The organism is Streptomyces sp. NBC_00358 (assembly GCF_036099295.1).
GTDB lineage: Bacteria > Actinomycetota > Actinomycetes > Streptomycetales > Streptomycetaceae > Streptomyces.
In genome coordinates, this window is record NZ_CP107976.1 from 5,272,146 (window position 1) to 5,296,383 (window position 24,238).

The 24,238-nt window shown below is 72.2% G+C and carries 20 protein-coding genes; 12 read left to right on the plus strand and 8 right to left on the minus strand.

The genetic code is table 11. The features are described 5' to 3' along the window. Nucleotides 1-55 precede the first annotated feature (55 nt). The gene (locus tag OHT01_RS22380) at nt 56-811 is read right to left on the minus strand and encodes an SIS domain-containing protein (RefSeq protein ID WP_328554900.1); all 756 of its coding nucleotides are present in this window, start codon (nt 809-811) and stop codon (nt 56-58) included. A gap of 361 nt (nt 812-1,172) precedes the next feature. Here OHT01_RS22380 and OHT01_RS22385 point away from each other — a divergent pair, with 361 nt between their 5' ends. Both OHT01_RS22385 and OHT01_RS22390 read left to right on the plus strand, forming a co-directional pair. Then, nucleotides 1,173-1,865, plus strand: coding sequence for a metal-dependent transcriptional regulator (locus tag OHT01_RS22385; RefSeq protein ID WP_327429616.1), 693 nt, complete (start codon nt 1,173-1,175; stop codon nt 1,863-1,865). Nucleotides 1,866-2,647: 782 nt separating this feature from the next. After that, nucleotides 2,648-3,526 (plus strand): alpha/beta fold hydrolase, encoded by an 879-nt coding sequence (locus OHT01_RS22390; protein WP_328554901.1) that lies wholly within the window; start codon nt 2,648-2,650, stop codon nt 3,524-3,526. A 56-nt stretch (nt 3,527-3,582) separates the two neighbouring features. Here OHT01_RS22390 and OHT01_RS22395 read toward each other — a convergent pair whose 3' ends face one another. From OHT01_RS22395 to OHT01_RS22405, 3 genes are all read right to left on the minus strand, one after another. After that, nucleotides 3,583-5,196: a transporter gene (locus OHT01_RS22395; protein WP_328554902.1), complete on the minus strand. Its 1,614-nt coding sequence runs from the start codon at nt 5,194-5,196 to the stop codon at nt 3,583-3,585. Continuing rightward, the gene (locus OHT01_RS22400) at nt 5,193-5,990 is read right to left on the minus strand and encodes an ABC transporter ATP-binding protein (protein ID WP_328554903.1); all 798 of its coding nucleotides are present in this window, start codon (nt 5,988-5,990) and stop codon (nt 5,193-5,195) included. The genes OHT01_RS22395 and OHT01_RS22400 overlap by 4 nt, the downstream gene beginning before the upstream one ends. 89 nt (nt 5,991-6,079) lie before the next feature. Further along, a complete protein-coding gene (locus OHT01_RS22405; RefSeq protein ID WP_328554904.1) occupies nt 6,080-6,733 on the minus strand; it encodes a bifunctional DNA primase/polymerase in 654 nt (217 codons plus the stop codon). A 304-nt stretch (nt 6,734-7,037) separates the two neighbouring features. Here OHT01_RS22405 and OHT01_RS22410 point away from each other — a divergent pair, with 304 nt between their 5' ends. Together OHT01_RS22410 and OHT01_RS22415 are read left to right on the plus strand one after the other, a co-directional pair. Further along, entirely contained in the window at nt 7,038-8,423 is a 1,386-nt protein-coding gene (locus OHT01_RS22410; RefSeq protein WP_328554905.1) for a transcriptional regulator, read from the plus strand. A 506-nt stretch (nt 8,424-8,929) separates the two neighbouring features. Next, nucleotides 8,930-10,549, plus strand: a complete 1,620-nt coding sequence (locus tag OHT01_RS22415; protein ID WP_328554906.1) for a hypothetical protein — start codon at nt 8,930-8,932, stop codon at nt 10,547-10,549. Nucleotides 10,550-10,818: 269 nt separating this feature from the next. On the opposite strand, the gene OHT01_RS22420 is transcribed toward OHT01_RS22415, so the two are convergent. After that, nucleotides 10,819-12,117 carry an ABC transporter substrate-binding protein gene (locus OHT01_RS22420; protein ID WP_328558218.1) on the minus strand — a complete coding sequence of 433 codons (1,299 nt, stop codon included), beginning with the start codon at nt 12,115-12,117 and terminating at the stop codon, nt 10,819-10,821. 117 nt (nt 12,118-12,234) lie between these two features. Between OHT01_RS22420 and OHT01_RS22425 the strand changes: the two genes are divergently transcribed. Next, complete coding sequence (locus OHT01_RS22425; RefSeq protein WP_328554907.1) at nt 12,235-12,735, plus strand: SCO4402 family protein; 501 nt, start codon at nt 12,235-12,237, stop codon at nt 12,733-12,735. Between the two features lie 190 nt (nt 12,736-12,925). Then, a complete protein-coding gene (purU, locus tag OHT01_RS22430) occupies nt 12,926-13,810 on the plus strand; it encodes a formyltetrahydrofolate deformylase (RefSeq protein WP_328554908.1) in 885 nt (294 codons plus the stop codon). 88 nt (nt 13,811-13,898) lie between these two features. Here the strand turns inward: purU and OHT01_RS22435 are convergent, their stop codons facing one another. After that, on the minus strand, nt 13,899-15,188 hold the full coding sequence (locus OHT01_RS22435; protein ID WP_328558219.1) for a maleylpyruvate isomerase N-terminal domain-containing protein: 1,290 nt from the start codon (nt 15,186-15,188) through the stop codon (nt 13,899-13,901). Between the two features lie 143 nt (nt 15,189-15,331). Next, nucleotides 15,332-15,913 (minus strand): sigma-70 family RNA polymerase sigma factor, encoded by a 582-nt coding sequence (locus OHT01_RS22440; RefSeq protein WP_328554909.1) that lies wholly within the window; start codon nt 15,911-15,913, stop codon nt 15,332-15,334. A gap of 572 nt (nt 15,914-16,485) precedes the next feature. On the opposite strand from OHT01_RS22440, the gene OHT01_RS22445 reads away from it, so the two are divergent. Further along, nucleotides 16,486-16,845 (plus strand): STAS domain-containing protein, encoded by a 360-nt coding sequence (locus OHT01_RS22445; RefSeq protein WP_328558220.1) that lies wholly within the window; start codon nt 16,486-16,488, stop codon nt 16,843-16,845. Between the two features lie 215 nt (nt 16,846-17,060). Beyond that, nucleotides 17,061-17,573: an EF-hand domain-containing protein gene (locus OHT01_RS22450; RefSeq protein WP_328554910.1), complete on the plus strand. Its 513-nt coding sequence runs from the start codon at nt 17,061-17,063 to the stop codon at nt 17,571-17,573. Nucleotides 17,574-17,633: 60 nt separating this feature from the next. On the opposite strand, the gene OHT01_RS22455 is transcribed toward OHT01_RS22450, so the two are convergent. After that, nucleotides 17,634-19,166: a class I adenylate-forming enzyme family protein gene (locus OHT01_RS22455; RefSeq protein ID WP_328554911.1), complete on the minus strand. Its 1,533-nt coding sequence runs from the start codon at nt 19,164-19,166 to the stop codon at nt 17,634-17,636. 194 nt (nt 19,167-19,360) lie between these two features. On the opposite strand from OHT01_RS22455, the gene OHT01_RS22460 reads away from it, so the two are divergent. The 4 genes from OHT01_RS22460 (at nt 19,361) to OHT01_RS22475 (ending at nt 23,756) form a co-directional block, all read left to right on the plus strand. Then, nucleotides 19,361-20,548, plus strand: a complete 1,188-nt coding sequence (locus OHT01_RS22460) for an amidohydrolase family protein (protein ID WP_328554912.1) — start codon at nt 19,361-19,363, stop codon at nt 20,546-20,548. Then, nucleotides 20,548-21,702 carry an acyl-CoA dehydrogenase gene (locus OHT01_RS22465; protein WP_328554913.1) on the plus strand — a complete coding sequence of 385 codons (1,155 nt, stop codon included), beginning with the start codon at nt 20,548-20,550 and terminating at the stop codon, nt 21,700-21,702. Before OHT01_RS22460 ends, OHT01_RS22465 begins: the two co-directional genes overlap by 1 nt. A 9-nt stretch (nt 21,703-21,711) precedes the next feature. Continuing rightward, nucleotides 21,712-22,815 carry an acyl-CoA dehydrogenase family protein gene (locus OHT01_RS22470; protein ID WP_328554914.1) on the plus strand — a complete coding sequence of 368 codons (1,104 nt, stop codon included), beginning with the start codon at nt 21,712-21,714 and terminating at the stop codon, nt 22,813-22,815. Nucleotides 22,816-23,294: 479 nt separating this feature from the next. Next, nucleotides 23,295-23,756: an ATP-binding protein gene (locus tag OHT01_RS22475; protein ID WP_328554915.1), complete on the plus strand. Its 462-nt coding sequence runs from the start codon at nt 23,295-23,297 to the stop codon at nt 23,754-23,756. The last annotated feature ends 482 nt before the right edge of the window (nt 23,757-24,238 follow it).

Sequence of the window (24,238 nt, forward strand, 5' to 3'; positions counted from 1 at the left end):
AATCCGGTCCTCGGCCGCGCAGGTCCCTCCTGGGCGCCGGTCCGGATCGGGCCCCTCAGCGTCGGTAGAAGATCCGGTCCCCGTACTCCGTCATGACCCGGCTGTTCCATTCGTGGCCGCCGTCGACGTTGCCCGAGCGGAGCAGGGGCGGTTCGATGCCGCGGTCCGCGAGGGAGCCGGCCGCGGTCGCCATCACGGCCTGGAGCAGGGCCGAGGTGACGACGGTCGAGGCGGGGGCGAAGGGCGCCTCGATGGAGTCCACCGATAGTTCCGCGTCGCCGACCGGGATCCGCGAGTCGAGGACGAGGTCGCAGTGGTCCTTCAGGTAGGTGCCCGACACATGCCGGGACGTCGTCCCGGTGGCGTAGGCGACGGAGGTGACGCCGATGACCTTGATGCCCAGGGCGCGGGCCTTCATGGCCATCTCCACGGGGAGCGCGTTGCGGCCGGAGAGCGAGATGATCACCAGCAGGTCGCCGGAACGCAGCGGGCCGCAGTCGAGGACCGCGCTCGCCAGCCCGTCGACCCGCTCCAGCGCGGAGCCCAGCGTCGCGGGCATGACGTCGACGCCTACGACTCCCGGCACGGTGAGCAGGTTCATCAGGGCGAGGCCGCCCGCGCGGTAGACGATGTCCTGGGCGGCGAGCGAGGAGTGCCCGGCGCCGAAGGCGAAGAGCCGGCCGCCGTCGACGACGGTGTCGGCGATCAGGGTGCCGGCCGCCTCGATCTCCGCGGCGCCCTCGTCCCGTACCTGCCGAAGCAGGCCGATCGCGGCGTCGAAGAACTGCCCGGCCAGCTTGCTGTCGCTCATCGGCGAAGCCCCTTAGAAGTCACGTCGGAGTGGACGTGTCGTCGGCGTCGGATCGGTGCGGGGCGGGTGGACGGCTGAACCGGACGCCCCGGTGCGGCCGTACTCCCGTCGTGTCGCGGATCACGTTGCGGTCTGGACCAGTGCCCTGTCAATACGGCCTTCGGGGCGTCGCCGAGGACCGCGGCGGGGGCGGGTGGGCGACGGCCGGGCCCGGTGCGCGCGCGGATTCCCGGGCAATCGGCACCAAGCGGTTTCAACGGCGAGGCACGGTTGTCAGTGCTATGCGTCAGAATTGAGTTCAGGGCCAGCGCACACGCCGGTGGGCCATCGAGTCTCCGGCAGAGCTAATCGAGGGGCACGAATGTCCGGACTGATCGACACCACGGAGATGTATCTCCGCACCATCCTCGAGCTGGAGGAGGAAGGCGTTGTCCCCATGCGCGCCCGGATCGCGGAGCGGCTCGACCAGAGTGGCCCGACGGTGAGCCAGACCGTGGCGAGGATGGAGCGCGACGGGCTGGTGGCGGTGGCGAGCGACCGGCATCTGGAGCTCACCGAAGAGGGGCGGCGGCTGGCCACGCGCGTCATGCGCAAGCACCGCCTCGCGGAGTGCCTCCTCGTCGACGTGATCGGTCTGGAGTGGGAGCAGGTGCACGCGGAGGCGTGCCGCTGGGAGCACGTGATGAGCGAGGCGGTCGAGCGGCGCGTGCTGGAGCTGCTGCGCCACCCGACCGAGTCGCCGTACGGGAACCCGATCCCGGGCCTGGAGGAGCTGGGCGAGAAGGACGGCGCGGACCCGTTCCTGGACGAGGGGATGGTGTCGCTCGCCGAGCTGGACCCGGGTCTGGACGGCAAGACCGTGGTCGTCAGGCGGATCGGCGAACCGATCCAGACGGACGCGCAGTTGATGTACACACTGCGCCGCGCGGGTGTGCAGCCGGGCTCGGTGGTCAGCGTGACCGAGTCGGCGGGCGGGGTCCTCGTGGGCAGTGGCGGCGAGGCCGCGGAGCTGGAGGCGGACGTCGCCTCCCATGTGTTCGTCGCCAAGCGCTGACGCCGACGGCGGCCGCCCCGAAGCCACACGACCGGCGGCGCCGCTTCCGGTAGGCATGTCCCCGGTGGTTGTGCTTCCGTTGTGGTAGTTCAGCCACCCGCGTTTCCGGTACCCGCGAGGGGCAGCTCTCGGGCGCCGGCCGAGGGGTCGGCAGCCGCTGACCTCGACGTCGGCGTCCGGGAGCACGCCGGACACCGTGCGGCGCACCCGGTCCGCCCTACCCCAACCGTGTCAACTGCTGTGACAGCAGGGGCAGTTGTGATGATTTCGCGACCTGGTCGAAACCAAGATTCAGTGTGCCGAATCGCAGCGCCGGGACCGTTTGCGTGCGAGGCTGTCGCGTGAGGCATATGACCTGAGGGCTCTTGACCGTGTCCGAGAGCGATGGTGTGCGGTCGGGGAGGGGGCGTAAGGATGTGCCGCGGATGTGGAGAGGGCCCCGGCGCCATTCGGCGCCGGGGCCTGTCCTCCCCTGTGCTGACCCGGAGCCCCGAGCTCCCAGGGTCATTCCCCTCGGACCGTTTTCCCCGAGCGGTCCGCCTCCCGCAGAAGATCTCCCCGCGGCGACGGCGGTCAATCCTCGTGGGTGGTCACTCGAACGAGGGGTGTTGTGGCCGGAAAGGCCACTTTCGAAACCCCATTCGATAACGTGACGGTGGCGGGAGTACACAGAGGGACACCGGGCAACGAAGCAGGAACAGCGGCAGGAAGCGGTACCAGTGGACCGGCCGGTACGTGCGGGAGCGAGCCGGTCCGAGCGAGCCAGGGGGGTGCCATTACCGATGGTGCGGCGCATCGACGTGACGGGAGCGGGCGGTGTACGCCTCGCTGCCTGGGAGTTCGCCGATCCTCCCAAGAACGACCAGCCCAGGGACTCCGAGGCGCCCGGCGTGCTGTTACTGCACGGCCTCATGGGCCGCGCCTCGCACTGGGCGTCCACCGCCCGCTGGCTCTCCGAGCGGCACCGGGCCATCGCCCTCGACCAGCGCGGACACGGCCAGAGCGACAAGGCCCCGGAGGCCGAGTACACCCGTGAGGCCTACGTCGAGGACGCCGAAGCCGCCCTCGACCAGCTCGGTCTCGGACCGGCCGTCCTCATCGGCCACGCGATGGGCGCGCTGACCGGCTGGCAGCTCGCCGCCAAACGCCCCGACCTCGTCCGCGCCCTGATCATCTGCGACATGCGGGCCTCGGCACTGGGTGCCGCCTCGCAGCGCGAGTGGGAGGACTGGTTCAAGGCCTGGCCCGTCCCCTTCGCCACCCTCGCCGACGTACGCAAGTGGTTCGGCGAGGACGACCCCTGGGTGGAGCGCCGCAACCCCTCCCGCGGCGAGTTCTACGCCGAGGTGATGCACGAGTCCCCCGACGGCTGGCGCCCGGTCTTCGAACCGGAGCAGATGCTCAAGTCCCGCCAGACCTGGGTGTACGACGCCCACTGGGAGGAGCTCGCCCAGGTCCAGTGCCCCGCTCTGGTCGTACGGGGCCTCGACGGCGAGCTCGGCCGGGCCGAGTCCCAGGAGATGGTCCGGGTCCTGCCGCGCGGCCGGTACGCGGAGGTCGCCGACGCCGGCCACCTCGTGCACTACGACAGGCCCGAGGCGTGGCGTACCGCGATCGAGCCGTTCCTGGACGGCGTGCTCACCGGCCAGGACCAGTCCTAGGGCGGTCCTGGTGCCCGTCCGGCGACACCCGCCCGCCCGGCGACGCCCGCGTGCCGTCACCCCTTGCTGACCGCCGCCAGGATCTCCGGCAGGCGCTGGGCCGTCCGGGGCGCCGCGAGCCGGAGCCCCAGCAGCGTGATCAGCGCCCCGTAGCCGGCTCCCGCGGGCAGCAGCAGCCAGGTCCACCGGTCTCCGTCCGCGCTCACGTTCAGCCAGATCGTGAGGGCGATGACGGGGGCGGCGAGCAGGGCCGCCGAGACCATGCCGCCGAAGATCGCGATCCAGGCGAGGCCGGCCTGACCGGGCGCCACGTTCTTGTAGCCCTCCTGGGGGATGGAGTACGGGAAGCGCGCCGAGGACCAGGCGCCGGTCGCCAGCATCGCGCCGAGCAGCGCGAAGGACAGGCCGAGCACCTCGGGCAACTGCCGCCACGCGTCGAGCAGTCCGGTCGTCAGGACGGTCACGAGGGTCGCGTACGGCAGGGTGATCACCAGCAGGGCCAGTGCCCGCCCGCGCAGCTCGACGTACGCGTCGCGGGTCGAGGAGATCGTCAGCGCGACCATCCAGAACGCGGACGTGTCCTGCCCGAACTGGTTGTACATCTGGATCCCGAGCATCCCCGCCGCGAAGCACGCGAAGTAGACCGAGCCGGTGCCCTGGAGCGCGTTGAACACCGGCACGATCAGCCCGATCGCCAGCGAGGTCACCCACGCGGCCTTGGTCTTCGGATCGCGCCACACGTACCGCAGGCTCCGCTCCATGACCGTGCCGGTGCGCCCGGCCGGCAGCAGCCGCCCGAGCCCCGACGAGCCGCGCTCCCTGGCGGTGGGCTCCGCGGCCTGGAGCGTGGACCCGTCGGGTGCGGTCATCAGCCGTGTCAGATGCCGGGACCAGAGCGCCAGCAGCCCCGCCAGGGCGGCCGCGCACAGCGCGAGCTGGGCGATGCCGGCCCCGTACGATCCGTCGCTCACCGAGTCCACGGCGCCGATCGCCGAGGCGGGCGGGATCCAGCGCAGGACGTCCGCCACCGGATCCAGCTTCGCCAGGCCCCCCGCCGAACCGAGCCGTTGCGCGCCGAAGTTGACCAGTTGCACGCCCACCGCGACGACCAGTCCGCTGAGCACCGCCAGATCGCGGCCCTTGCGGCTGGACAGCAGCCGGATGTTGGCGGCCGCGACGGCCCGGGCGAGGGCCACACAGACCAGCAGGGCGAGGACGAGGGCGACCACCGCCGTCACGTACGCCGCCGTCCCGTGCGCGACCGAGATCACCGAGCCGAGCAGCAGGCAGAGCGTGAACAGCGGCCCGATGCCGACCAGCGAGGCGGCCAGCAGCGCCCTGACGAGCGGCCGCGGCCGCAGCGGCAGCATCACCAGCCGCGTCGGATCGAGCGTCTCGTCGCCGCTGGGGAAGAACAGCGGCATCACGGCCCAGCCGAGCGCCAGCAGCACCACGAGCAGGACGGCGACGGCGCCGGCGTGCGCGTTGCCGCGCAACGCGATCAGACCGATGAGCTGGAGTGCGGCGAAGAGCAGCGCGAGCACCGTGGACACGATGAACGCGGCCCGCCGCCCGGCGGACTGCCGCAGCCCGTTGCGCAGCAGCGACAGCTTCAGCCGTACGACGACGGGGGTGATCGACGCGGCGGAGACGCCGGTGCCGGCGCTCACCGGGGAGCCCCGCCGCCCAGCCAGTCCAGGTCGGCCGAGGTGCCGCGGCCGTGCGCGCCGACCAGTTCCAGGAAGGCATGCTGGAGCGAGGGCGCGCCGCCCCGCACGTCGGCGAGCGGGCCGTGCGCGCGGATACGGCCGGCGGCCATGACGGCCACCCAGTCGCACAGCGACTCGACCAGCTCCATCACATGGGAGGAGAACACGACGGTGGCGCCGGAGGCCGTGTACCGCTCCAGGACACCCCGGATGATCTGCGCGGAGACGGGGTCGACGCCCTCGAACGGCTCGTCGAGGAAGAGCACTTCGGGGTTGTGCAGGAGGGCGCAGGCCAGGCCGATCTTCTTGCGCATACCGGTCGAGTAGTCGACGACGAGCTTGTGCCGCGCGCCCGCCAGGTCGAGTACGTCGAGGAGCTGGGCCGCGCGCTTGTCGACCTCGGCGCCGGGAAGGCCCCGCAACCGGCCGGTGTACGCGAGCAGTTCGCCCCCGGAGAGCCGCTCGAAGAGCCGCAGCCCCTCGGGCAGCACACCGATCCGCGCCTTCACCTCCACCGGGTCGCGCCACACGTCGTGACCGACGACCTCGACGGTGCCCTGATCCGGCCTGAGCAGCCCGGTCACCATTGACAGGGTGGTGGTCTTGCCGGCGCCGTTCGGTCCGACGAGCCCGATGAACTGCCCCGCGGGAAGCTCCAGATCGATCCCGGCCACGGCGACCTGCTCCCCGAACCGCTTCCAGAGCCCCCGCACACGTACGGCGGGCACGCCGCCGTCCTTCGCTCCCTCGCTCATGCAGGCAGCCTAGAGGCCCGAGGTCCGCGGCCACCCGTCCCTGCCGGGTCTCCGTCGATCTACGGGGCTCCAGGGGCCCGCGCCGAGCTCTACCGATCCCGTCCGCAGGCGTAGGCCAGCGGCGAGATCAGTTCCTCCGCGTCCGGCAGCCAGCGGTTCGCGGGTGTCGGACGGCAGGCCCACTGCACGGCACCCCAAGAGCCGAACCGGGTCGGCGGCGCGGCCACATAGGCTCCCTCGCCGAGCGCGACCAGGTCGAGCGAGGCCGACGGCCAGCCCAGCGTCCGTACCAGGTCGGGGACCTTCGCCGCGGCGCCGGGAAGCACGAAGAAACGCATGCGCCGGTCCGGTGTGCGGGTCACCGGACCGAGAGTGAGCTCCATCCGCTCCATGCGGGCGAGTGCCAGGAACCCGGCCGACTCGGGCACGTCGATCGCGTCGAACGTACGCCCCGTGGGGAGCAGGATCGACGCCGTCGGCCGCATCGCCCAGAGCCGGCGCGCGACCGTGGCGCTGCCCGTCGCCTGCGTCGCCCAGTCCTCCCGCGCCGGATGTGCCCCGGGCGCGGCGCAGGCGGGTTCGCCGCAGGAGCAGAGCTGCGTCCCGCCGACCGTTTCCAGCCAGGTGCCGGGGAACACGTCCCAGTGGCGTTCCTCGGCGTAGCGCACGGCGGCTTCCTGCAGCGATTCGCCACGCTGCTGGGGGATCTGCGCGGACTCGGTGCCTGCGATGGTCTCTTCCACGTCGAACTCAACTCCCGCGTCCACCTCGGGTTACGGGAGACACGCGCGCGGGGGAGGAGCATCGGTTCCCCGGCTGGGGCGCATGGATGCACGGGTGGGGGCGCGCAGGGGGAACGGCAGCCGGTAGTGGGTAATCAGGGGTGGGGTCGGGCAACCGCCCTTACCCCGGCAATCCTCACATGCCTCGCATCTTCGGTATGTCTGCGGGGCATTGATCTTCCTGGCCGGCTTCTTTCGGTGGTCGGCCGGTGAGGACACGTCAACTCGGTGCGTGGGCAGGCACCGCAGCCACAGGGGGTACGCCATGGCCGCAAGGCCTCTCATCGCCAGGCAGCCGAACGAACGGCTGCAGGCGCTCATCCAGGAAGCGGGCTGTTCGAACGCGGGGCTGGCCCGCCGGGTCAACATGTGCGGAGCGGAGCACGGACTCGATCTGCGCTACGACAAGACCTCCGTCGCGCGCTGGCTGCGTGGTCAGCAGCCGCGGGGACGGGCGCCGGCGATCATCGCCGAGGCGCTCGGCCGCAAGCTCGGCCGGACGGTCACGATCGACGAGATCGGCATGGCCAACGGCAAGAACCTGGCGTCCGGCGTCGGCCTCCAGTTCTCGCCGACCATACTGGGCGCGATCGAGCAGGTCTGCGAGCTGTGGCGCAGCGACGTGGGACGCCGGGACTTCCTGTCCGGGTCGTCCGTGGCCTCCTCCGCGCTCGTCGAGCCGAGCCGCGACTGGCTGATCTCGTCGCCGGACTCGCAGGTCGCCCGCTCGGCGGGCCCGCGCGTCGGGCTCTCGGACGTGGCGGCGGTCCGTGCGATGACCCAGGCCCTCGTCGACCTCGACCACCAGTACGGCAGCGGGCATGTGCGCCCGGTCGTCGTGCACTACCTGAACAGCGTGGTCTCCGGGCTGCTCGCCGGTTCCTACCGGGAGGCGGTCGGACGCGAACTGTTCGCCGCCGTCTCCCGGTTGACGGAACTCGCGGGCTACATGGCCATCGACACCGGTCAGCCCGGGCTCGCCCAGCGCTACTACATCCAGGCGCTGCGGCTCGCCCAGGCGGCCGGCGACCGCGGCTACGGCGGTTACGTCCTCGCCGCGTCCATGAGCCACCTGGCCGCCCAGCTCGGCAACCCGCGCGAGATCGCGCAGTTGGCGCGTGCGGCCCAGGAGGGCGCGCGCGGGCGGGTGACACCGCGGGCCGAGTCGATGTTCCACGCGGCCGAGGCGCGCGGGCACGCGCTGATGGGCGACGCGCGCGCCGCGCAGGTGTCGTCCGGGCGGGCCGTCACCGCCCTGGAGAACGCCGACGCGGCCTCCGGGGACGACCCGACGTGGATCGCGCACTTCGACGAGGCCTATCTGGCCGACGAGTTGGCCCACTGCCACCGGGACCTCGGCCAGGCCGAGGCCGCCGCGCGGTGCGCCGAGGAGTCCCTGGCCGGTCATCCCGAGTCGCGCGCCCGCCGACGGGCCATCGGCTATGTCCTGCTGGCCTCGGCACAGGTCCAGCAGCGCGAGGTGGAGCAGGCCTGCCACACGGGTCTGCGCGCCGTCGAACTCCTCGGCACCCTCCGCTCCAACCGCGGCGCCGAGTACCTGGAGGACCTGCAGCAGCGTCTGGAGCCGTTCCAGGACGAGGCCGTGGTACGGGAGTTCGGGGCACGCATGGAGTTGCAGGCGGCGGCGTGAACGCACGCGTGGGGCACGTGGGTTGAGCGTGCTCCGCCCGGCGCGGACGCGACCGGGCGTGTTCCGCCGGGGGCGCACGCCGCGTGCGCCCCTCGCCCACCGCCCTTCGCCCACCGCGCCTCGCGCGGACAACGGCGCGTGCGCTCCGGCGTGATGGTCGGGCGGGCGCGGGTTCCCCGTGCGGCGCGGCGTGGTGGCGCGAGCAGTTGCGGTGGCCTGAGCGGTTGCGGTGGCGTGAGCGAGGGAGGCCGTTCCCTCGGGTGTGATCATTTCTCTTCCGCCGCTTCCGGCGCCCCGCGCGTGAACATATGGCCTGTACCGGCGTGAACGCCGGGAAAACGAGCGCGCCGTGAGGGATGGGAGTGAGATACAGCGCATTCGGGGGCGGATTCGTTACCCGTGTCACAGGGTGCGTGGGTCGTCGCAGGTGCTGCGTAGCACCGGGTTGTGGGAACCCGGTAGCGTGAGCCGATGATTCCGAAGGTCCCCCATTCGTAGGAGTCCCGGTGACGCAGAGTGGACAGGGCGAGGAGCCCTCGGCGCGACCCGCGCGCGAAGGCATCGTGCTGCCCTCCGACGGCAGCGAGCCGCTGCTGCCGGGTACGGCGGGTGACCGGGCGGCCCCGGCCGGCGCTCAGTCCTGGGGCGGACAGTGGGGCCCCGACCAGTCGGCCGCCCAGGCTCCGCAGCCCGGCGACGGCTGGGGAGCTCCGGTGAACGCCACCCAGTCGTGGGACACCTCCGCGTCCTCCGAGTCCGCGGGCTGGCCGGCGGCGGACCCGCACGGAGCACAGCAGGGGCAGGGCTACGCCCAGCAGCAGGGGTCCGGCTCGGCACCGCTGCCGCCCGAGGGCGCGCAGTCCTCGTCGTACGGCGCCCAGAACGGCTATGCGCCGGGGGCGCACGGCTCGCACGCGGCCGCCGGATACGACACCTACGGCAGCTACGGCGCCCAGGAGCAGCAGAGCGGGCACGCCGGACCGGGCGCGCCGCTGCCGTCCGGGGGCGACGACGGGGCGACCCAGTACATCCCGTACATCCCCGCCGCCCCGGGAGGCGCCGAGGGCGCCACACAGTTCATACCGCCGGTGGGGCCGGGCGCGCTGCCGCCCGAGGTCCCCTCGGAGGCGACGCGGTTCCTCGGACAGACACCGCAGGGCGGGCCCGGCACCGGATCGCCGCAGTCCGTCCCGGACGCCGACGCCACGCAGTACATCCCGCCCGTGCCCGCGCAGCCGGCCGCGTCCTACGGGATACCCTCCGGCGCGCCGGGGGAGCGACAGCCCCCGGCGGAGTTCGACAATCTCTTCCGCAGTGAGCCGGAGGCGGCCGGGTCGACGCAGATGCTGCCGCGTATCGACGCGGCGTCTCCGGCGCCGCACGGCACCCACGACATGTACGGCGCGCAGCCCGCGCCGGGCGCGCCCGGCGGCCGGGCCGCCGGGCGCCGCGGTGGCCCTTCCGACGGCGACGGAGCGGGCGGCGCCGGCCGCGGTCGCTCCCGCGTTCCGGTGATCGCGGCCGTCGGCATCGGCATCATCGTGCTCGGTGTCGGCGCCGGCGCCCTGCTCAGCGGCGGTGGTAGCGGTGGCGGCACGGACGACACCGGCAAGACGGTGGCCGCGACCGCGCCCGCCTCGACGGGCTCGTCGGCGGCCGCCGGTGACCCGGTGAAGGCGCAGGCCGTCGAGCTGGACAAGCTCCTCGCGGACAGCACCAGCAGCCGCGGCTCGGTGATCAACGCCGTGGCCGACGTGAAGGCGTGCGACAACCTCGGCCAGGCGGCCAGTGATCTGCGGGACGCGGCCAAGCAGCGCGCCGAGCTGGTCACCCGGCTCTCCTCCCTCGCGGTCGACAAGCTGCCGAACCACGACCAGCTGGCCGCGGCCCTCACGAACGGCTGGAAGGCCTCCGCGGCGGCCGACAACCACTACGCGGCCTGGGCCGACCAGGTCGGCAACGACAAGAAGGGCTGCCGCAAGGGCCATGCCCGAACCACCGGGCAGACCCAGGCGGGCAACGCGGCCAGCGGCACGGCCTCCACCCAGAAGGAGAACGCCGCGAGGCTGTGGAACTCCATCGCGTCCAAGTACGGCCTGACACAGCGGACCCGCACCCAGCTGTGACCCGCTCCCAGCTGTGACCCGCTCCCAGCTGTGACCCGCTCCCGGCTGTGACCGGCTCCCGGCTGTGACCGGCTCCCGGCTGTGACCGGCTCTCGGCCGTGAGCCGCTCCCGGCCGTGACCCGCGACCCGCTGTGGCCCGCGTCCCACCGCGAACCGCGTCCCGCCGCGACCCGTACGAAAGCCCGGCCCCCTCGCTGAACGGCGAGGGGGCCGGGCTCGGTCGCGGGTGCCGTCGTGGGCGGTGTCCCGCCCGGCGAAGCGTGTCCTGCTAGCCGGCGTTCATCAGTGTCTTCGTCATGTTGATGAACCCGCCTCGCTGTGTCGTCAGTTGACCGTCGCGAATGACCTGGAAGGTGACATCGGCGTTGACGAGGCGCGGGAAGTCGCCGGTCCCGATCAGGTCGGCGAAGCGCCACCTGAGGGTCGGCGTGAGCCCGCCCGTGGTCACCTTGAGGCCGTTGTCGAGCGCGCGCCGGACGGTGTGCGACGAGATCTCGCCCGCGCCGAGGGACTCGACGACCTTCCTCAGAACGGTGTAGGCGATCCAGGTGGTCTGCACTCCGGCGTCGGCGGGATCGATCCGGTTGTCGCCGAAGGCCTCTTCCTTGATCACCTTGCGCATCTCGTTCCAGCGCCTGTCGTTCGCGGTCGGATACCAGCCGGTGACGTACGCGCCCTCGTAGGGGCCCGACCTGCCGCCGGTGGCGTCGATCTGCGACTGGTCGATGCTGCCGATGACGGTGCCGGTGTGCACCTTCGGGAAGTTCGCGCTGTCGCGCCGGAAGGAGTCCATGAAGGTGTTCGTGCGGTCGCCGAGCGCCGGGACGACACAGCCCGCGGTGGCCGGCTCGGAGGTCGCGTGCTGGAGCGCCAGCCGCGTCGTCCGGGAGTACTCGGTGGCGTCCTCGGCCGCCCGCTGGTCGGCGGCCGTTTCGTGGCCCTGCGCCTTCAGGCCGGAGTCGAGCAGCACCGGGAGTTCGTCACCGGCGATGGTGTCGGGGCGGATGAGCGAGACCGGACCGCAGTTCTTGCCGAGCTGCTCGCCGAGGCCCGCCAGCAGGGACGGCTGGCCGCCGTTCACGGGATAGGAGATGGGGCTGGTGAACTCGTCGTCGGTGACGCCGAAGCCCCCGATGTAGGGGATGTCGGCGCTCTCCAGCGGCGGGAGGAACGAGCGGCTGTGCTGGCTGTAGGAACCCACGACCGCGACGACCTTCTCGTCGGCCGCGTGCTCCGCGCAGTGCGCGGCGGCGACCGAGTCGTTGTGGTCGTTGCAGGTGAGGATCTCCAGCTTGCGGCCGTTGATCCCGCCGTGGGCGTTGACCCAGCGTGCGTAGGCCTTCGCCAGCGCCGGCATTCCGGGCTTGTTGGTCGCGTTGGTCTTCTCCGGAGCCCAGGTCATCACTTTGACGGGGCCATCCCCGGAGCCCCCCGTGGCACCAGGGATGGCCCCGCACCCGACGGCGACCGACGCGCACGCCATCAGGGCGCCCGCGTACAGCAGCGTGGCCTTTAAGGGCCGGGGCGGAACGGGGGAGGTGGTACGAGTACGTCGCCTACCGGTCATGGGCATGCACGATTCCCCCACACCGAGAACCCTTGTGTGACCCGCGGTCGACACAAGGTGACGCAGAGGTGAATTGCGGGGGCCGATGAACTGTTTTTCACAGGGAACGTACGATCGGTGACCGTGCAAGACTCGGAGAACTCTTCCCGTCGCGGTCGTCGCTCATCCACCATGGGCGGCATGCCACTGAACGACATGCCGTGGTGGCGCTGGCGCAGCAATGTGCGCTCCGCGCTGCACATGCTTTCCGACCCCGCGTTCCAGCGAGACGTCTGGCTCGCCGGTGTGGACGGGTACGGCGACGTCACCGACGCCGTGTACCGCCTGGTCGAGGACACCTGGCTGGACAACTGGTCGGCCGAGAAGTACGTCGGCACGATCTTCCGGGACTCCCAGGAGGCCGCCCTCGTGGACAGTGCCGTCCTGCGGGTCCTGCGGATCATGCACCAGGTCGGTCCCGACGCCCCCGTCTCCGCCTATCTCGACCACCAGGCGTGGCCGGAGGCCCTGCAGGCCGCGCGCGCCGCGCACGTACGGCTCGCGTCGAGCGACGGCGAGGACCCGGACACGCCTCCGCGCACACTGGAGGTCCTGCGCATCCTGACGCGGTCGGCGTAGCCGTCCGGCCCGCCGCGCCGCGAACGCGGTCGGCCCGGCCCGCGACGGTCGCGGTGGAGGCGCCCGGTCGGCGAGATGCTCACGAAGGTGCCCGCAGGGTGGCCTCGGGGCCGCGGTGGGGTGCCCCCGGGGCGTCCGCGTGGCGGGACGACACTCCGCCGCGGGCGCCTGGTATGGGACCCTGTCCCGCATGAATGAGCCGTCCGTCCGCGGGGCCGAGCCCGCCGCCGAGCAGTACGTCCTGATCCTCTCCTGCCCCGACAAGCAGGGCATCGTGCACGCCGTGTCGAGCTACTTGTTCATGACCGGCTGCAACATCGAGGACAGTCAGCAGTTCGGCGACCGCGACACGGGTCTGTTCTTCATGCGCGTCCACTTCTCGGCGGAGTCGCCGGTGTCGGTGGAGAAGCTGCGCGCGAGCTTCACGGCGATCGGTGACGCCTTCCGCATGGAATGGCAGATCCACCGGGCCGAGGACCGGATGCGCGTCGTCCTCATGGTGAGCAGGTTCGGCCACTGCCTGAACGACCTGCTCTTCCGCGCGCGGATCGGTGCGCTGCCCGTCGACATCGCCGCGGTGGTCTCCAACCACACGGACTTCGCCGAGCTCGTGGGGTCGTACGACGTGCCCTTCCACCACATCGCGGTGACGAGGGACACCAAGGCCGAGGCCGAGGCGCAACTGCTGGAGCTGGTGCGCGAGAAGGGCGTCGAGCTGGTCGTCCTGGCCCGCTACATGCAGGTTCTCTCGGACGACCTGTGCAAGCAGCTCAGCGGTCGCATCATCAACATCCATCACTCCTTCCTGCCGAGCTTCAAGGGCGCCAAGCCGTACCACCAGGCACACGCCCGGGGTGTGAAGCTCATCGGCGCCACCGCGCACTACGTCACCGCCGACCTCGACGAGGGCCCGATCATCGAGCAGGAGGTCGAGCGGGTCGGCCACGACGTCACCCCCGACCAGTTGGTCGCCATCGGCCGTGACGTCGAGTGCCAGGCGCTGGCCCGCGCGGTGAAATGGCACGCGGAACGCCGCATCCTGCTGAACGGACGCCGGACGGTTGTTTTCGCGTGACCGCGTAACGGCGCACGGGCGCCGGGGGGTTGAGGCTTCGGCTCGGCTCGGCTCGGCTCAGCGCACCGCAGCTCGGCCCCCGGTCGGGCTACATGCGGCTCAACGACGCGGCCGCGAACAGCACGTCCCTGATCGCCTCGCGGTCGCCGTCCTGTCCGGCGGCCGCCTCCTCCGGGGACACATGGCCCGCCGCCAGGCGGCAGAACTCCACCCCGTCCAGGGCGACATGGGCCACCTCGCGCTCGGCGGAGCCGACGGCGCCGGGCGAGTCGAGCGGGATGAGCCACTCGCCGCCCCCCGAGCCCTCGATCTCAAGGCGCAGGCTCCGCCCCGGGGCTCCCGCCGTGACGAGATGCCGGGCCGACGACGGGGCCGAGAGTCCCGCCCGGCGCCGCTCGGCCAGCGACACGGGCAGCATCCGCGCGGCCAGGTCGATCATCCGGTGGAGGTGCCGGGGAGCCGGCGGCTCGTACGGGTAGTCCACCGCGTCGGCGATGTCCCCCGCGTGCACCCAGCACTCGAAGGCCCGGTCCAGCATCGAGTCGCTGAGCGGCAGGTCGAAACCGCCGTACGCCACGGTGAGCCGCCCGGAGCCCTGCCCGCCCGCGGCCTCGCCCGCGGGGGAGGCGCCCTCCTCCACGAACGACACCGTCCGGACGATGCTGTGGCTCTGCTCCCGCCAGGGCCCGCGCACGGACCGGGTGGGCGGGACGCGCGCGGCACGCCAGTACGCCTCGGTGCGCTCCTGCGGCGTCGGCCGTTCCGCGCCGGGTCCGCCCAGCGGGTCGTCGAGGCCCAGTGCGACGGCGACCAGTCCGTCGACGCTCAGCAGATGGGCGATGACCCCGGCGACCGTCGTACGGCGGCTCACGGGCCCGTCGCCGTCGAACCAGCGCAGCCGCACGGGCGCGTGCCACTCGGAGCCGCCGATGTCCTGGAGCAGGGCGTCGAGGCGGGCGGTCTCCGCGTCGTACGGAGCGGCCCACCCGGGGACCGGGATGCGCGGCGGACGCCGGTCCAGGCAGTTCGTCAGGACGCGGGTGCGCAGCGCCGGGTCCAGGTCGAGGCTCTCCGCCGGGTGCAGCAGGCCGACCGCCTCGCGCAGCCGCAGTGCCTCGTCGGCGCACGAACCGCAGTGCCCGAGGTGGTCCTCGACGGCCGTCGTCTCGTCCGCCGAGCAGGCGGCCAGCGCCCACGCGCCGAGCAGCGACTTCAGGACCCGGTGTTCCAGGACGAGCGGTGCCGGGTCACCGGCAACGGCGGCCGGTTCGGGAAGCGGCAGTCCGGTGTCCTCCACCGAGGCGCGTGGCAGGGGTATGCGCGGGGGTCCGCCCGGCCGAGGCCCGGCGTCGCCGCCGTTCCGCCCGTCCTCATGCATGGCGCTGTGCCCGTCCTCGTCCGCTTCCTCGTGCACGCCTTCGTGCCTGTCCTCGTCCACGCCCTCGTGCCTGTGCCCGTTCTCGTGCCCGTTCTCGTGTCCGTCCTCGTCGTCGGACGAGGCGGACCGGTCCTTCCCGTCGCTCACCGCGCACCCCCGTATTCCGGTGGTGCGCCGGCGGGCCCGGTTTCGTGGGCGGTGGACAGGAGCTGCAGGCCGAGACGGAGCCGGCGGCGGGCCTCGTCCTCGGTGACGCCGAGATCGGCGGCGGCCTGGCGGTAGTCACGGCGCTGGAAGTACGCGAGCTCCAGGGCGGTCCGCAGCGGGGTGGGCATGGAGGTGACGATGTAGTCCGCGCGGGCGGCGACGGAGGCGCTGCGCACCTTGCGCTCCAGCTCCTCGGCGGTGCCGTGGCCGCCCTGGGCGAGCGCGGCGGTCTCGGTGGCGCGCAGGCGCTGCACGGCGAGGCGGTGGGTCAGTGCGGCCACCCAGGACCGCAGGGGGCCCTGCTTGGGGTCGTACGCCTCGGGGTTCTCCCAGACATGGGCGAAGACCTCGCGGGTGATCCCGTCGGCGGCCCGTTCGTCTCCGAGCACGCGATGGGCGAGCCCGTGCACGAGCGAGGCGAACCGGTCGTAGAGCTCACCCAGCGCGGCCGCCTCCCCGCGCGAGAGCCGCTGCTGCATCTTGCGGTCCCAGCGGGGCGGTGCGTCCTGCTTCGCCATACGGCCCCCTCACCCTGGTCGTGCCCGGCGCCTGCCCGTGTACTGCCCGTGTATCCGTGCGATCCACGCGATCCGTGAATCCGTGTGCTCCTGTGTCCGGCAGGTGTCCCGGCCGTGTCCCCCGTCCCCGGCCGGCGGTGCGGTGCCGCTGTCCAGACTGTGCGCAACTCGTGTCTTGAATGTAGTCGGCACGTCCGGCAACGCACGCCCCTTTGCGTCAATGTGCGCCCCTGGACAGGCCGTGGATGGTAGAGGCGGGGCACTTCCACCCCCGGACGTGACCACAACTGCTCGTATGCGACCGAAAGAGAACCCTCGTGAAGCATTTTCGACCGTAGACAGTCGTTTCTTCCTGGCCGGATCCGTGTTTCATGGAAGTACGGCGGGGCAGCCGCGCTGGAAGGAAGCGTACGGAGTGCTTCCGTTTCTGCTGGGCGAGGCGAGCGAGAGGCGTGGCGGTGACGCTCAAGGTGACCGACGTGACCGACGTGACCGACGGCGAGGGCGGCGCGGGCGGTACGGGGAGTGCAGGCAGTACAGGCGGTCCAGGCAGTACGGGCGGTGCCGGCCCCCTGGGCCGCCACGAGGACGAGTGGTCGGTGCTGCGGGTGTCGGGCGAGCTCGACCTCGTGACCTCGCCGGGGCTGCGCCAGAGCGTGCACGACGTGGTGGCCGCGGGCCGGCACAGCATCGTCCTGGACCTCTCCGAGGTCGTGTTCTGCGACTCCAGCGGTGTCGGCGTCCTGATCGCCGCCCGCCGCCTCATGCGTTCCTGCCGGGGGCGGCTGCGGCTGATCCTGCCCGCCGGGGGCGCGGCCGACGGCTCCCACGTCAACCGGGTCCTCGGGGCCCTCGGCGTGCGCCGTCTCTTCGACGTGTACCCCGACGTCGACGCGGCCGTCGACGAGGAGTCCCGCCCGCTGTCGGCCTGACCCCCATGTCCCTGTTCGCCGTCCTGTTCTCGCCGGGAGTGACGCCCCCGGTTCGCTGCGCGACGCACCGCCACGCTGTTGTTCCAGAATTTTTGCGGTCTTGGTACAACCGTCGTTTTCCGGCTCGCCGGGTGCCTCGGGCGTCGTACGCTCCGTCCCGGATGAACCGCAGTCCGGCCCAGGCCGGCTGAGAAGTGAGGCGGTCCGAACACACCATGGTCAGTACCGAGTACGAACGCAGGATCGCCGCCCGGTTCGCCGGCTTCGACCAGGACGGCAACGGCTACATCGACCGGGAGGACTTCAACGCCGCGACCAAGGCGCTTCTCGCCGAGTTCGGTACGACGGCCCGGTCGGACAGGGGCCAGGCCCTGTACATCGGAGCCGAGGCGTTCTGGCAGGGCATGGCCGGGATCGCGGACCGGGACGGCGATCAGCGGATCACCCGCGAGGAGTTCGTGAGCGGCGCCGTGAAGCGGCTGCGCGACAACCCCGAGCGGTTCGCCGAGATCGCCCGCCCCTTCCTGCACGCGGCCCTCGCGGTGGCGGACACCGACGGGGACGGCGCGGCCACGGTCGAGGAGACCGCGCGCGTTCTCCGGGCCCTCGGAGTGGGCGGTGAAACGGCCGCCACCGCGGCCGCCGCCCTGGACGCGGACGCCGACGGACGGATCGGCGAGACGGAGGTCGTGAGCGCGTTCGCGCGCTACTTCACGGTGCCGGAGTAGCGCTCCGGGGCGGCCGGCCACCCACCCACCCTGCGCGGCAGGTCGGGCGCGGCCGGTACCTCACCCCGAAAAGCGCTCCCTGAGACGGTACTTGAGCACCTTCCGCAGGGCCTCGTTGCGCGGGAGGGCGTCCACGACCTCCAACTGCTCCGGCAGCTTGTGCACGGACAGCCCTTCGCCGCGCAGGTACGAGGTCATCTCCGCCAGCGTCAGCCCGGCCGCCCCCGCCGGCTGCTCGACCACCGCGCAGACGCGTTCCCCGCGGTCGGCGTCGGGCAGCCCGATCACGGCGACGTCCCCGACCGCCGGGTGCCGGTGCAGCAGGTCCTCGATCTCCTTCGCGGAGATGTTCTCGCCCTTGCGGATGATGATGTCCTTCACCCGGCCGGTGAGAACGAGGTGCCCGGTTCCGGTCAGATGCCCGACGTCCCCGGTGATCAGGAAGCCGTCCTCGTCGAAGGCCTCCGCCGTCTGCGCCGGGTCCAGATACCCCTGGCACACGGCCTCCCCCCTGAGCCGTACGTCCCCGTCCACGCCGGGCGGCCGGGAGGCTCCCGCCGCGTCCACGATCCGTATCTCCATGCCCTCGGGGGGCCTGCCCTCCGTGGTCGCGAGGTTCTCGGCGGAGTCGTCCGGCGCGCCCATCGTGATCATCGGGACCTCGGTCATCCCGTACCCGTGGGTGAGCTGCACACCCATCTCCCGGACGACGGAGTGGTAGACCTCGGGCGGCTTCGGGGCTCCCCCGCCCGCGAGCAGCCGCAGGGTGGGGATGACCGGCTCGCCGGGCCGTTTGCGTTGTTCGGCGAGGAACATCGAGTAGAACGCGGTCGACCCGCCCGCCACCGTCACACCGTGCGCGCGGTAGTCCTCCAGGGCGGCGGGCAGCGCGAAGTGCTCGAACATCACGGCCGGGAAGCCGTACAGCAGCAGCATCACCGTGTAGTCGGGCCCGGCGATGTGCGCGTACGGGAAGGCCATCGAGCCCACGTCGTCGGCGGACAGCCGCAGCGCGTGGGCGAGGCAGGAGCCGCCCGCGATCAGCGAGCGGTCGGTGTGCAGCACGCCCTTGGGGTCGGAGGTGGTGCCCGAGGTCCAGTAGATCCAGCGGACGGAGGTGCCGTCGGCGGGCGGGGCGGGCAGGACGGCCGGATCGCCGTCCGGCAGCGTGTCGTACGCCTCGAAGACGTTCTTCGCGCCCAGCCGGTGCGCCATCGCGGTGTGGTCGAAGCCGCGCCACTCGCCCGGGACGGCGAAGTACTCCGCCTTCGACTCCCGCAGCGCGAAGCCGACCTCACGGTCGCGGTAGAAGGGGATGACCGGCGACTGCACGGCTCCGATGCGGGCCAGCGCGAAGGACAGCAGGGCGGTCTCGACCCGGGTGGGGAGCTGCCAGGCGACCACCGTGCCGGGACGTACGCCCTTGCCGTACAGGCCCGCCGCCACCCGCTCGGCGCGCTCGCGCAGCTCGCCGAAGGTCAGGGAGCGGTCCTCCTGCAGCAGGACGGGCCGGTCGGGGGTGAGGTCGGCACGGCGGGCGACCAGTTCCCACAGCGTGCGCGCGGAACTCAGGGCGTGTGCGGTGTCGTTCACTTCGGCCCCCTGCGGTGTCGTTCACTCCGGCGCCCGTACCTGACGGGCAGTCAGATCGTGCGCAGAGCGTAGGGCTCGCCGCCTTGTCGGTCCATAGGCGCGGGGCTAGCCTGCTTCTGGACAGGGATCTGACGACCCATCAGATGCGTCGCGGGGGCACCCGCGGACGGACCCGTACGCAGGCGGAGGGGACCATGACCGAACTGCCCCGCATCATCAGCGTCGACGACCATGTGATCGAGCCCGCGCACCTCTTCGACACCTGGCTGCCGCGGAAGTACCGGGAGCGCGGCCCACGGCCGCTCACCGCGGGAATCGGCGAACTCGCCTACGTGGCGGGCAAGTACCGGATCACGATGGACCCGGACGGTCCGCCGACCGACTGGTGGATCTACGAGGACCTCAAGTTCCCGTACAAGCGCAACATCGCCGCCGTCGGCTTCGACCGCGACCAGATGACGCTGGAGGGCATCACCCGCGCGGAGATGCGGCGCGGCTGCTGGGACCCCGTCGAGCGCCTCAAGGACATGGACCTCAACCATGTCGAGGCCAGCCTCTGCTTCCCCACCTTCCCGCGCTTCTGCGGCCAGACCTTCGCCGAGGCGCACGACAAGGAGGTCGCCCTGGCCTGTGTGCGGGCCTACAACGACTGGATGGTCGAGGAGTGGTGCGGCGACAGCGGCGGCCGGCTGATCCCGCTGTGCCTGATCCCCCTGTGGGACATCGACCTCGCGGTCGCCGAGATCCGCCGCAACGCGGCCCGGGGCGTGAAGGCCGTCACCTTCTCCGAGATCCCCACCCATCTGGGGCTGCCCTCCATCCACTCCGGCTACTGGGACCCGTTCTTCGCGGTCTGCCAGGAGACCGGCACGGTCGTGAACATGCACATCGGCTCGTCCTCCCAGATGCCCGCCGCGTCCCCCGACGCGCCCCCCGCCGTCCAGGCCTCGCTGTCCTTCAACAACGCGATGGCCTCCATGATGGACTTCCTGTTCAGCGGCGTCCTGGTGAAGTTCCCGCGCCTCAAACTCGCCTACTCCGAGGGCCAGATGGGCTGGATCCCGTACGCCCTGGAGCGCGCCGACGACGTCTGGTCGGAGCACCGCGCCTGGGGCGGGGTCAAAGACCTGATCCCGGAGCCCCCGTCGACGTACTACTACCGGCAGATCTTCTGCTGCTTCTTCCGCGACAAGCACGGGGTGGCGTCCCTGGACGTGGTGGGCCGCGACAACGCCACCTTCGAGACCGACTACCCGCACGTCGACTCGACCTTCCCGCACACCAAGGAGGTCGCCCTCGACCACGTGAAGGGCCTCGACGACGAGACGATCCACAAGCTGATGCGCGGCAACGCCATCCGCATGCTGGAGCTGGACCTGTAGTGGACCTGACGTACACGCCCGAGGAGGAGGAGTTCCGGGCGCGCCTGCGCGCCTGGCTCGCCGGGGTCCTCCCGGCACTGCCGCCGAAACCGTCCCCGGACGACTGGCCCGCGCGACGGGCGTACGACCTCGGCTGGCAGCGCAGGCTGTACGACGCCGGGTACGCGGGTCTGCACTGGCCCGTCGACGCCGGGGGCCGGGGCGCCACCCCGACCCAGCACCTCATCTACCTGGAGGAGACGGAGAAGGCGGGCGCTCCCTACGTGGGGGCCAACTTCGTCGGGCTGCTGCACGCCGGGCCGACCATCGCCTCCGAGGGGAGCGCGGAGCAGCGGGCGCGCTGGCTGCCGCCCGTGCTGCGCGGCGAGGAGGTCTGGTGCCAGGGCTTCAGCGAGCCCGGCGCCGGCTCGGACCTCGCGGCGCTGCGCACGCGCGCGTGGCGGGACGGCGACGACTACGTGGTGAGCGGGTCCAAGATCTGGACCTCCCACGCCGAGGTCGCCGACTGGTGCGAACTGCTGGTGCGCACGGACCCGGGCGCCCGCAAGCACCGGGGCATCACCTGGCTCGCGATGCCCATGGACGCGCCCGGGATCACCGTCCGCCCGCTGCGCACGCTCGCGGGCTCCACCGAGTTCGCGGAGGTCTTCCTCGACGAGGTGCGCGTCCCGGTCGCCAACCGGGTCGGCGCCGAGAACGACGGCTGGCGGGTGACCATGGTGACGCTGTCCTACGAACGCGGCACCGCCTTCGTCGGCGAAGTGGTCGCCTGCCGTCGCGTCCTGGCCGAGGTCGCCCGCGAGGCGCGCAAGAACGGCCGCTGGGACGACGTCGTCCTGCGCCGCCGCCTCGGCAGGCTGAACGCCGAGTTCCGCGCGCTGTGGCGGCTCACCCAGTGGAACGTCAGCGAGGCGCAGGGGACCGGTGGCGTGCCCGGCGTAGGCGGTTCGGTCTTCAAACTGGGCTACTCGCACGCCCGCCAGGAGCTGTTCGACGCCGCCGCCGAGGTCCTCGGTCCCGAGGCGCTGGACCTGGGGCGCGAGTGGACCCTGGACCGGCTGTCGTCACTGTCGTACACCATCGCGGCGGGCACCTCGCAGATCCAGCGGAACATCGTGGCCGAGCGGATCCTCGGCCTTCCCAGGGGGAGGTGAGTCCGGGAAATGGACTTCCGGCTCACGGACGATCAACGGGCCTTGCGGCAGGGGATACGGAACCTGCTGGAGGGCCGGTTCGGGCGGCAGGCGCTCCGCGCGGCCGTCGACCGGGCGGACGGGAAGGGCGGGACGCACGGGAGAAGCGGGACGGACGGGAGAAGCGGGACGCACGGGAAAGGCGGGACCGGCGGGAAGCGTCCGGTGGGCGCGCGGGTCCTCGACCGGGAGCTGTGGCGCGAGCTGGGCGCGGCGGGGTTCTTCGCGCTGCGTCTGCCCGAGGCCGACGGCGGTGTCGGACAGGGCCTCCCGGAGGCCGTGCTGGCCTTCGAGGAGGCGGGACGGGTGCTGCTGCCGGGCCCGCTGATCGCCACGCATCTCGCCGCGGGCGCCGTGGCCGGGGCGGCCACCGGGGAGGTGGTCGTCACGTCCCCCGACGGGAGCCTCGTGGAATGGCTGGACGAGGCCGACATCGTCCGCGGGGACGTCTCCGGCGCCGAACCGCTGGCCTCGGTGGACCCGCTGACCCCCCTGCACCGGCTGCCGGCCTCCGCCGCCCCGCGGACCGGGAGCGGCGCACTGCGGGACCCCTGGGCGGCCGGCGGGCCCGGCGGCCGTCCGATGCCGGACGGGCCCGGCGGCCACCCGGAGCCGGACGCGCCCGGCGGCCTCGCGTCCCCGTCGTGCGGGGACACGCTCCTCACCTCGCTCCTCACCGCCGCCGAGCAGCTCGGCAGTGCCGCACGGACCTGCGGGACGGCCGTGCAACACGCCCGGACGCGGGAGCAGTTCGGGCAGCCGATCGGGGCCTTCCAGGCTGTGCAGCACCTGTGCGCGGACATGCTCGTACGGGTCGAGGTGGCGCGCGTCGCGGTCTACGCCGCCGCGGTCACCGCGGACCCGGCGGACATCGCGGCGGCCCGGCTGCTGGCCGACGAGGCCGCCGTGCGCGGCGCCCGCGACTGTCTCCAGGTGTACGGCGGCATGGGCTTCACCTGGGAGTCCGACGTCCATCTGCACCTCAAGCGGGCCTGGACGCGGACGCACCGTGCGGGTGGCGCCACGCGGAGCGAGGAGGCGCTGGCGGACGATCTGGTGGCCGGGAGCGCGTAGACGGCCGCTGTCCTGGGGCGTCGCGAGAGGGACGCGGGCGGATGTCGCGGATCGTGGCGGAACGGAATCACGGAGCGTTGAGACCGGGTTGTGTCCTAGGCGTGACTTGTCACGGCCTGGAGTCGGCGCCGGCCTCCGGTACCTTGTGTGGGATGCGAGTGGTTCTGAGGCTGAGCCATCCCGGTGTTGCCCCCGAGGCCGCGCCGAACCCGGCGATGCGCGCCGCTCGCGAGGCAGGGCGGACCCCCGCACCTGCCTGTTCGACTCCCCGTGGCGAGCGTCGCACAGTATGCCGCACGCGTACTCCTTCGCGCTGGAATATGCCCGAAGCGCTTGTTGGGGTGACTGTACGTCAACCATGCTGTCTCGCAAGGGAATCACGTTCCGTGATCCTTGTTCTGGCCATGCAGAAAATGGCTACGATCGTGGCCCTTGTGAGGCGCGAGGCGATGTGTCCGCCGGTTCGGATGGTGTGAGCGGTGCAGGTGCTTCAAGTGCAGCTGGAGATCCGGCCCGACCCCGCAGAGGTGGGGCGAGCCCGGCAGTGGGCCCGTTCGAGGCTCGCGGGGTCCGGGATAGAAGCCGATGAACCACTCGCGGAGACGCTGATCCTGCTCGTCTCCGAACTTGTCACCAACGCCGTGGTGCACACCGGGTGTCCGGCCGTGCTGCGCCTGTGTCTGCCGGGCGGTGCCGGGGCCGCCACCGTGCGCCTCGAAGTGGCCGACTCCAGTGGCCGGCCGCCGATCCCCCGGCATGCCGAGGGCGACGAGACCAACGGCCGTGGCCTGGAACTGGTCGACGGCCTCGCGGACCGCTGGGGCTGGAACCCCGAGGGTGCCGGCAAACGCATCTGGTGCGAGGTGGACCGCTGCGCTTCCAGCGCCCCGGCGGCCACCGTGTATCCGGACTACGGAGGCTTCGCGTACGAGGCGGTCTAGCGGCTGCCCGGCGGCACCCCGTGTGTGCGCCGTGTGGGACGGGCGCCGTCCGGGACGGCCCGCTCTCCCCGCGCGAGGGACGCGCCACGCGTCTTCCGCCCGCTGCGGTCGGCGAGCGCGCGTTTCCGGTCGCGCCGGGCGTCGAACCGTCCGTTTCTGAGCGGCGGGCCGCGAACGCCGGGGCGCTCCTTTTTGTGCATGTATGCACGAAACACCTGTACACGGCCGCCGTTGTGGCCGAATGCGCCGGGCCGTGCTTCCGTACGCGCTGTCTCAAAAGGGGTGTAGCGCCATAAATCCCCGAGTGGGTGTTGACGTGGCGTGTCCGTTTGATCACGCTTGTGTTCAGCGATTCACCGTGAGGGGACGACGAGGGTTCCGGTGACGGGGGCCCTCGGCGAGTGTGGGTCGCGATTCGGCGTCGGCTCCCTCGCGGCCAGGGGGGCAGGGCGGGTACGCCGGAGGCGGATGGCGGCGCGCGG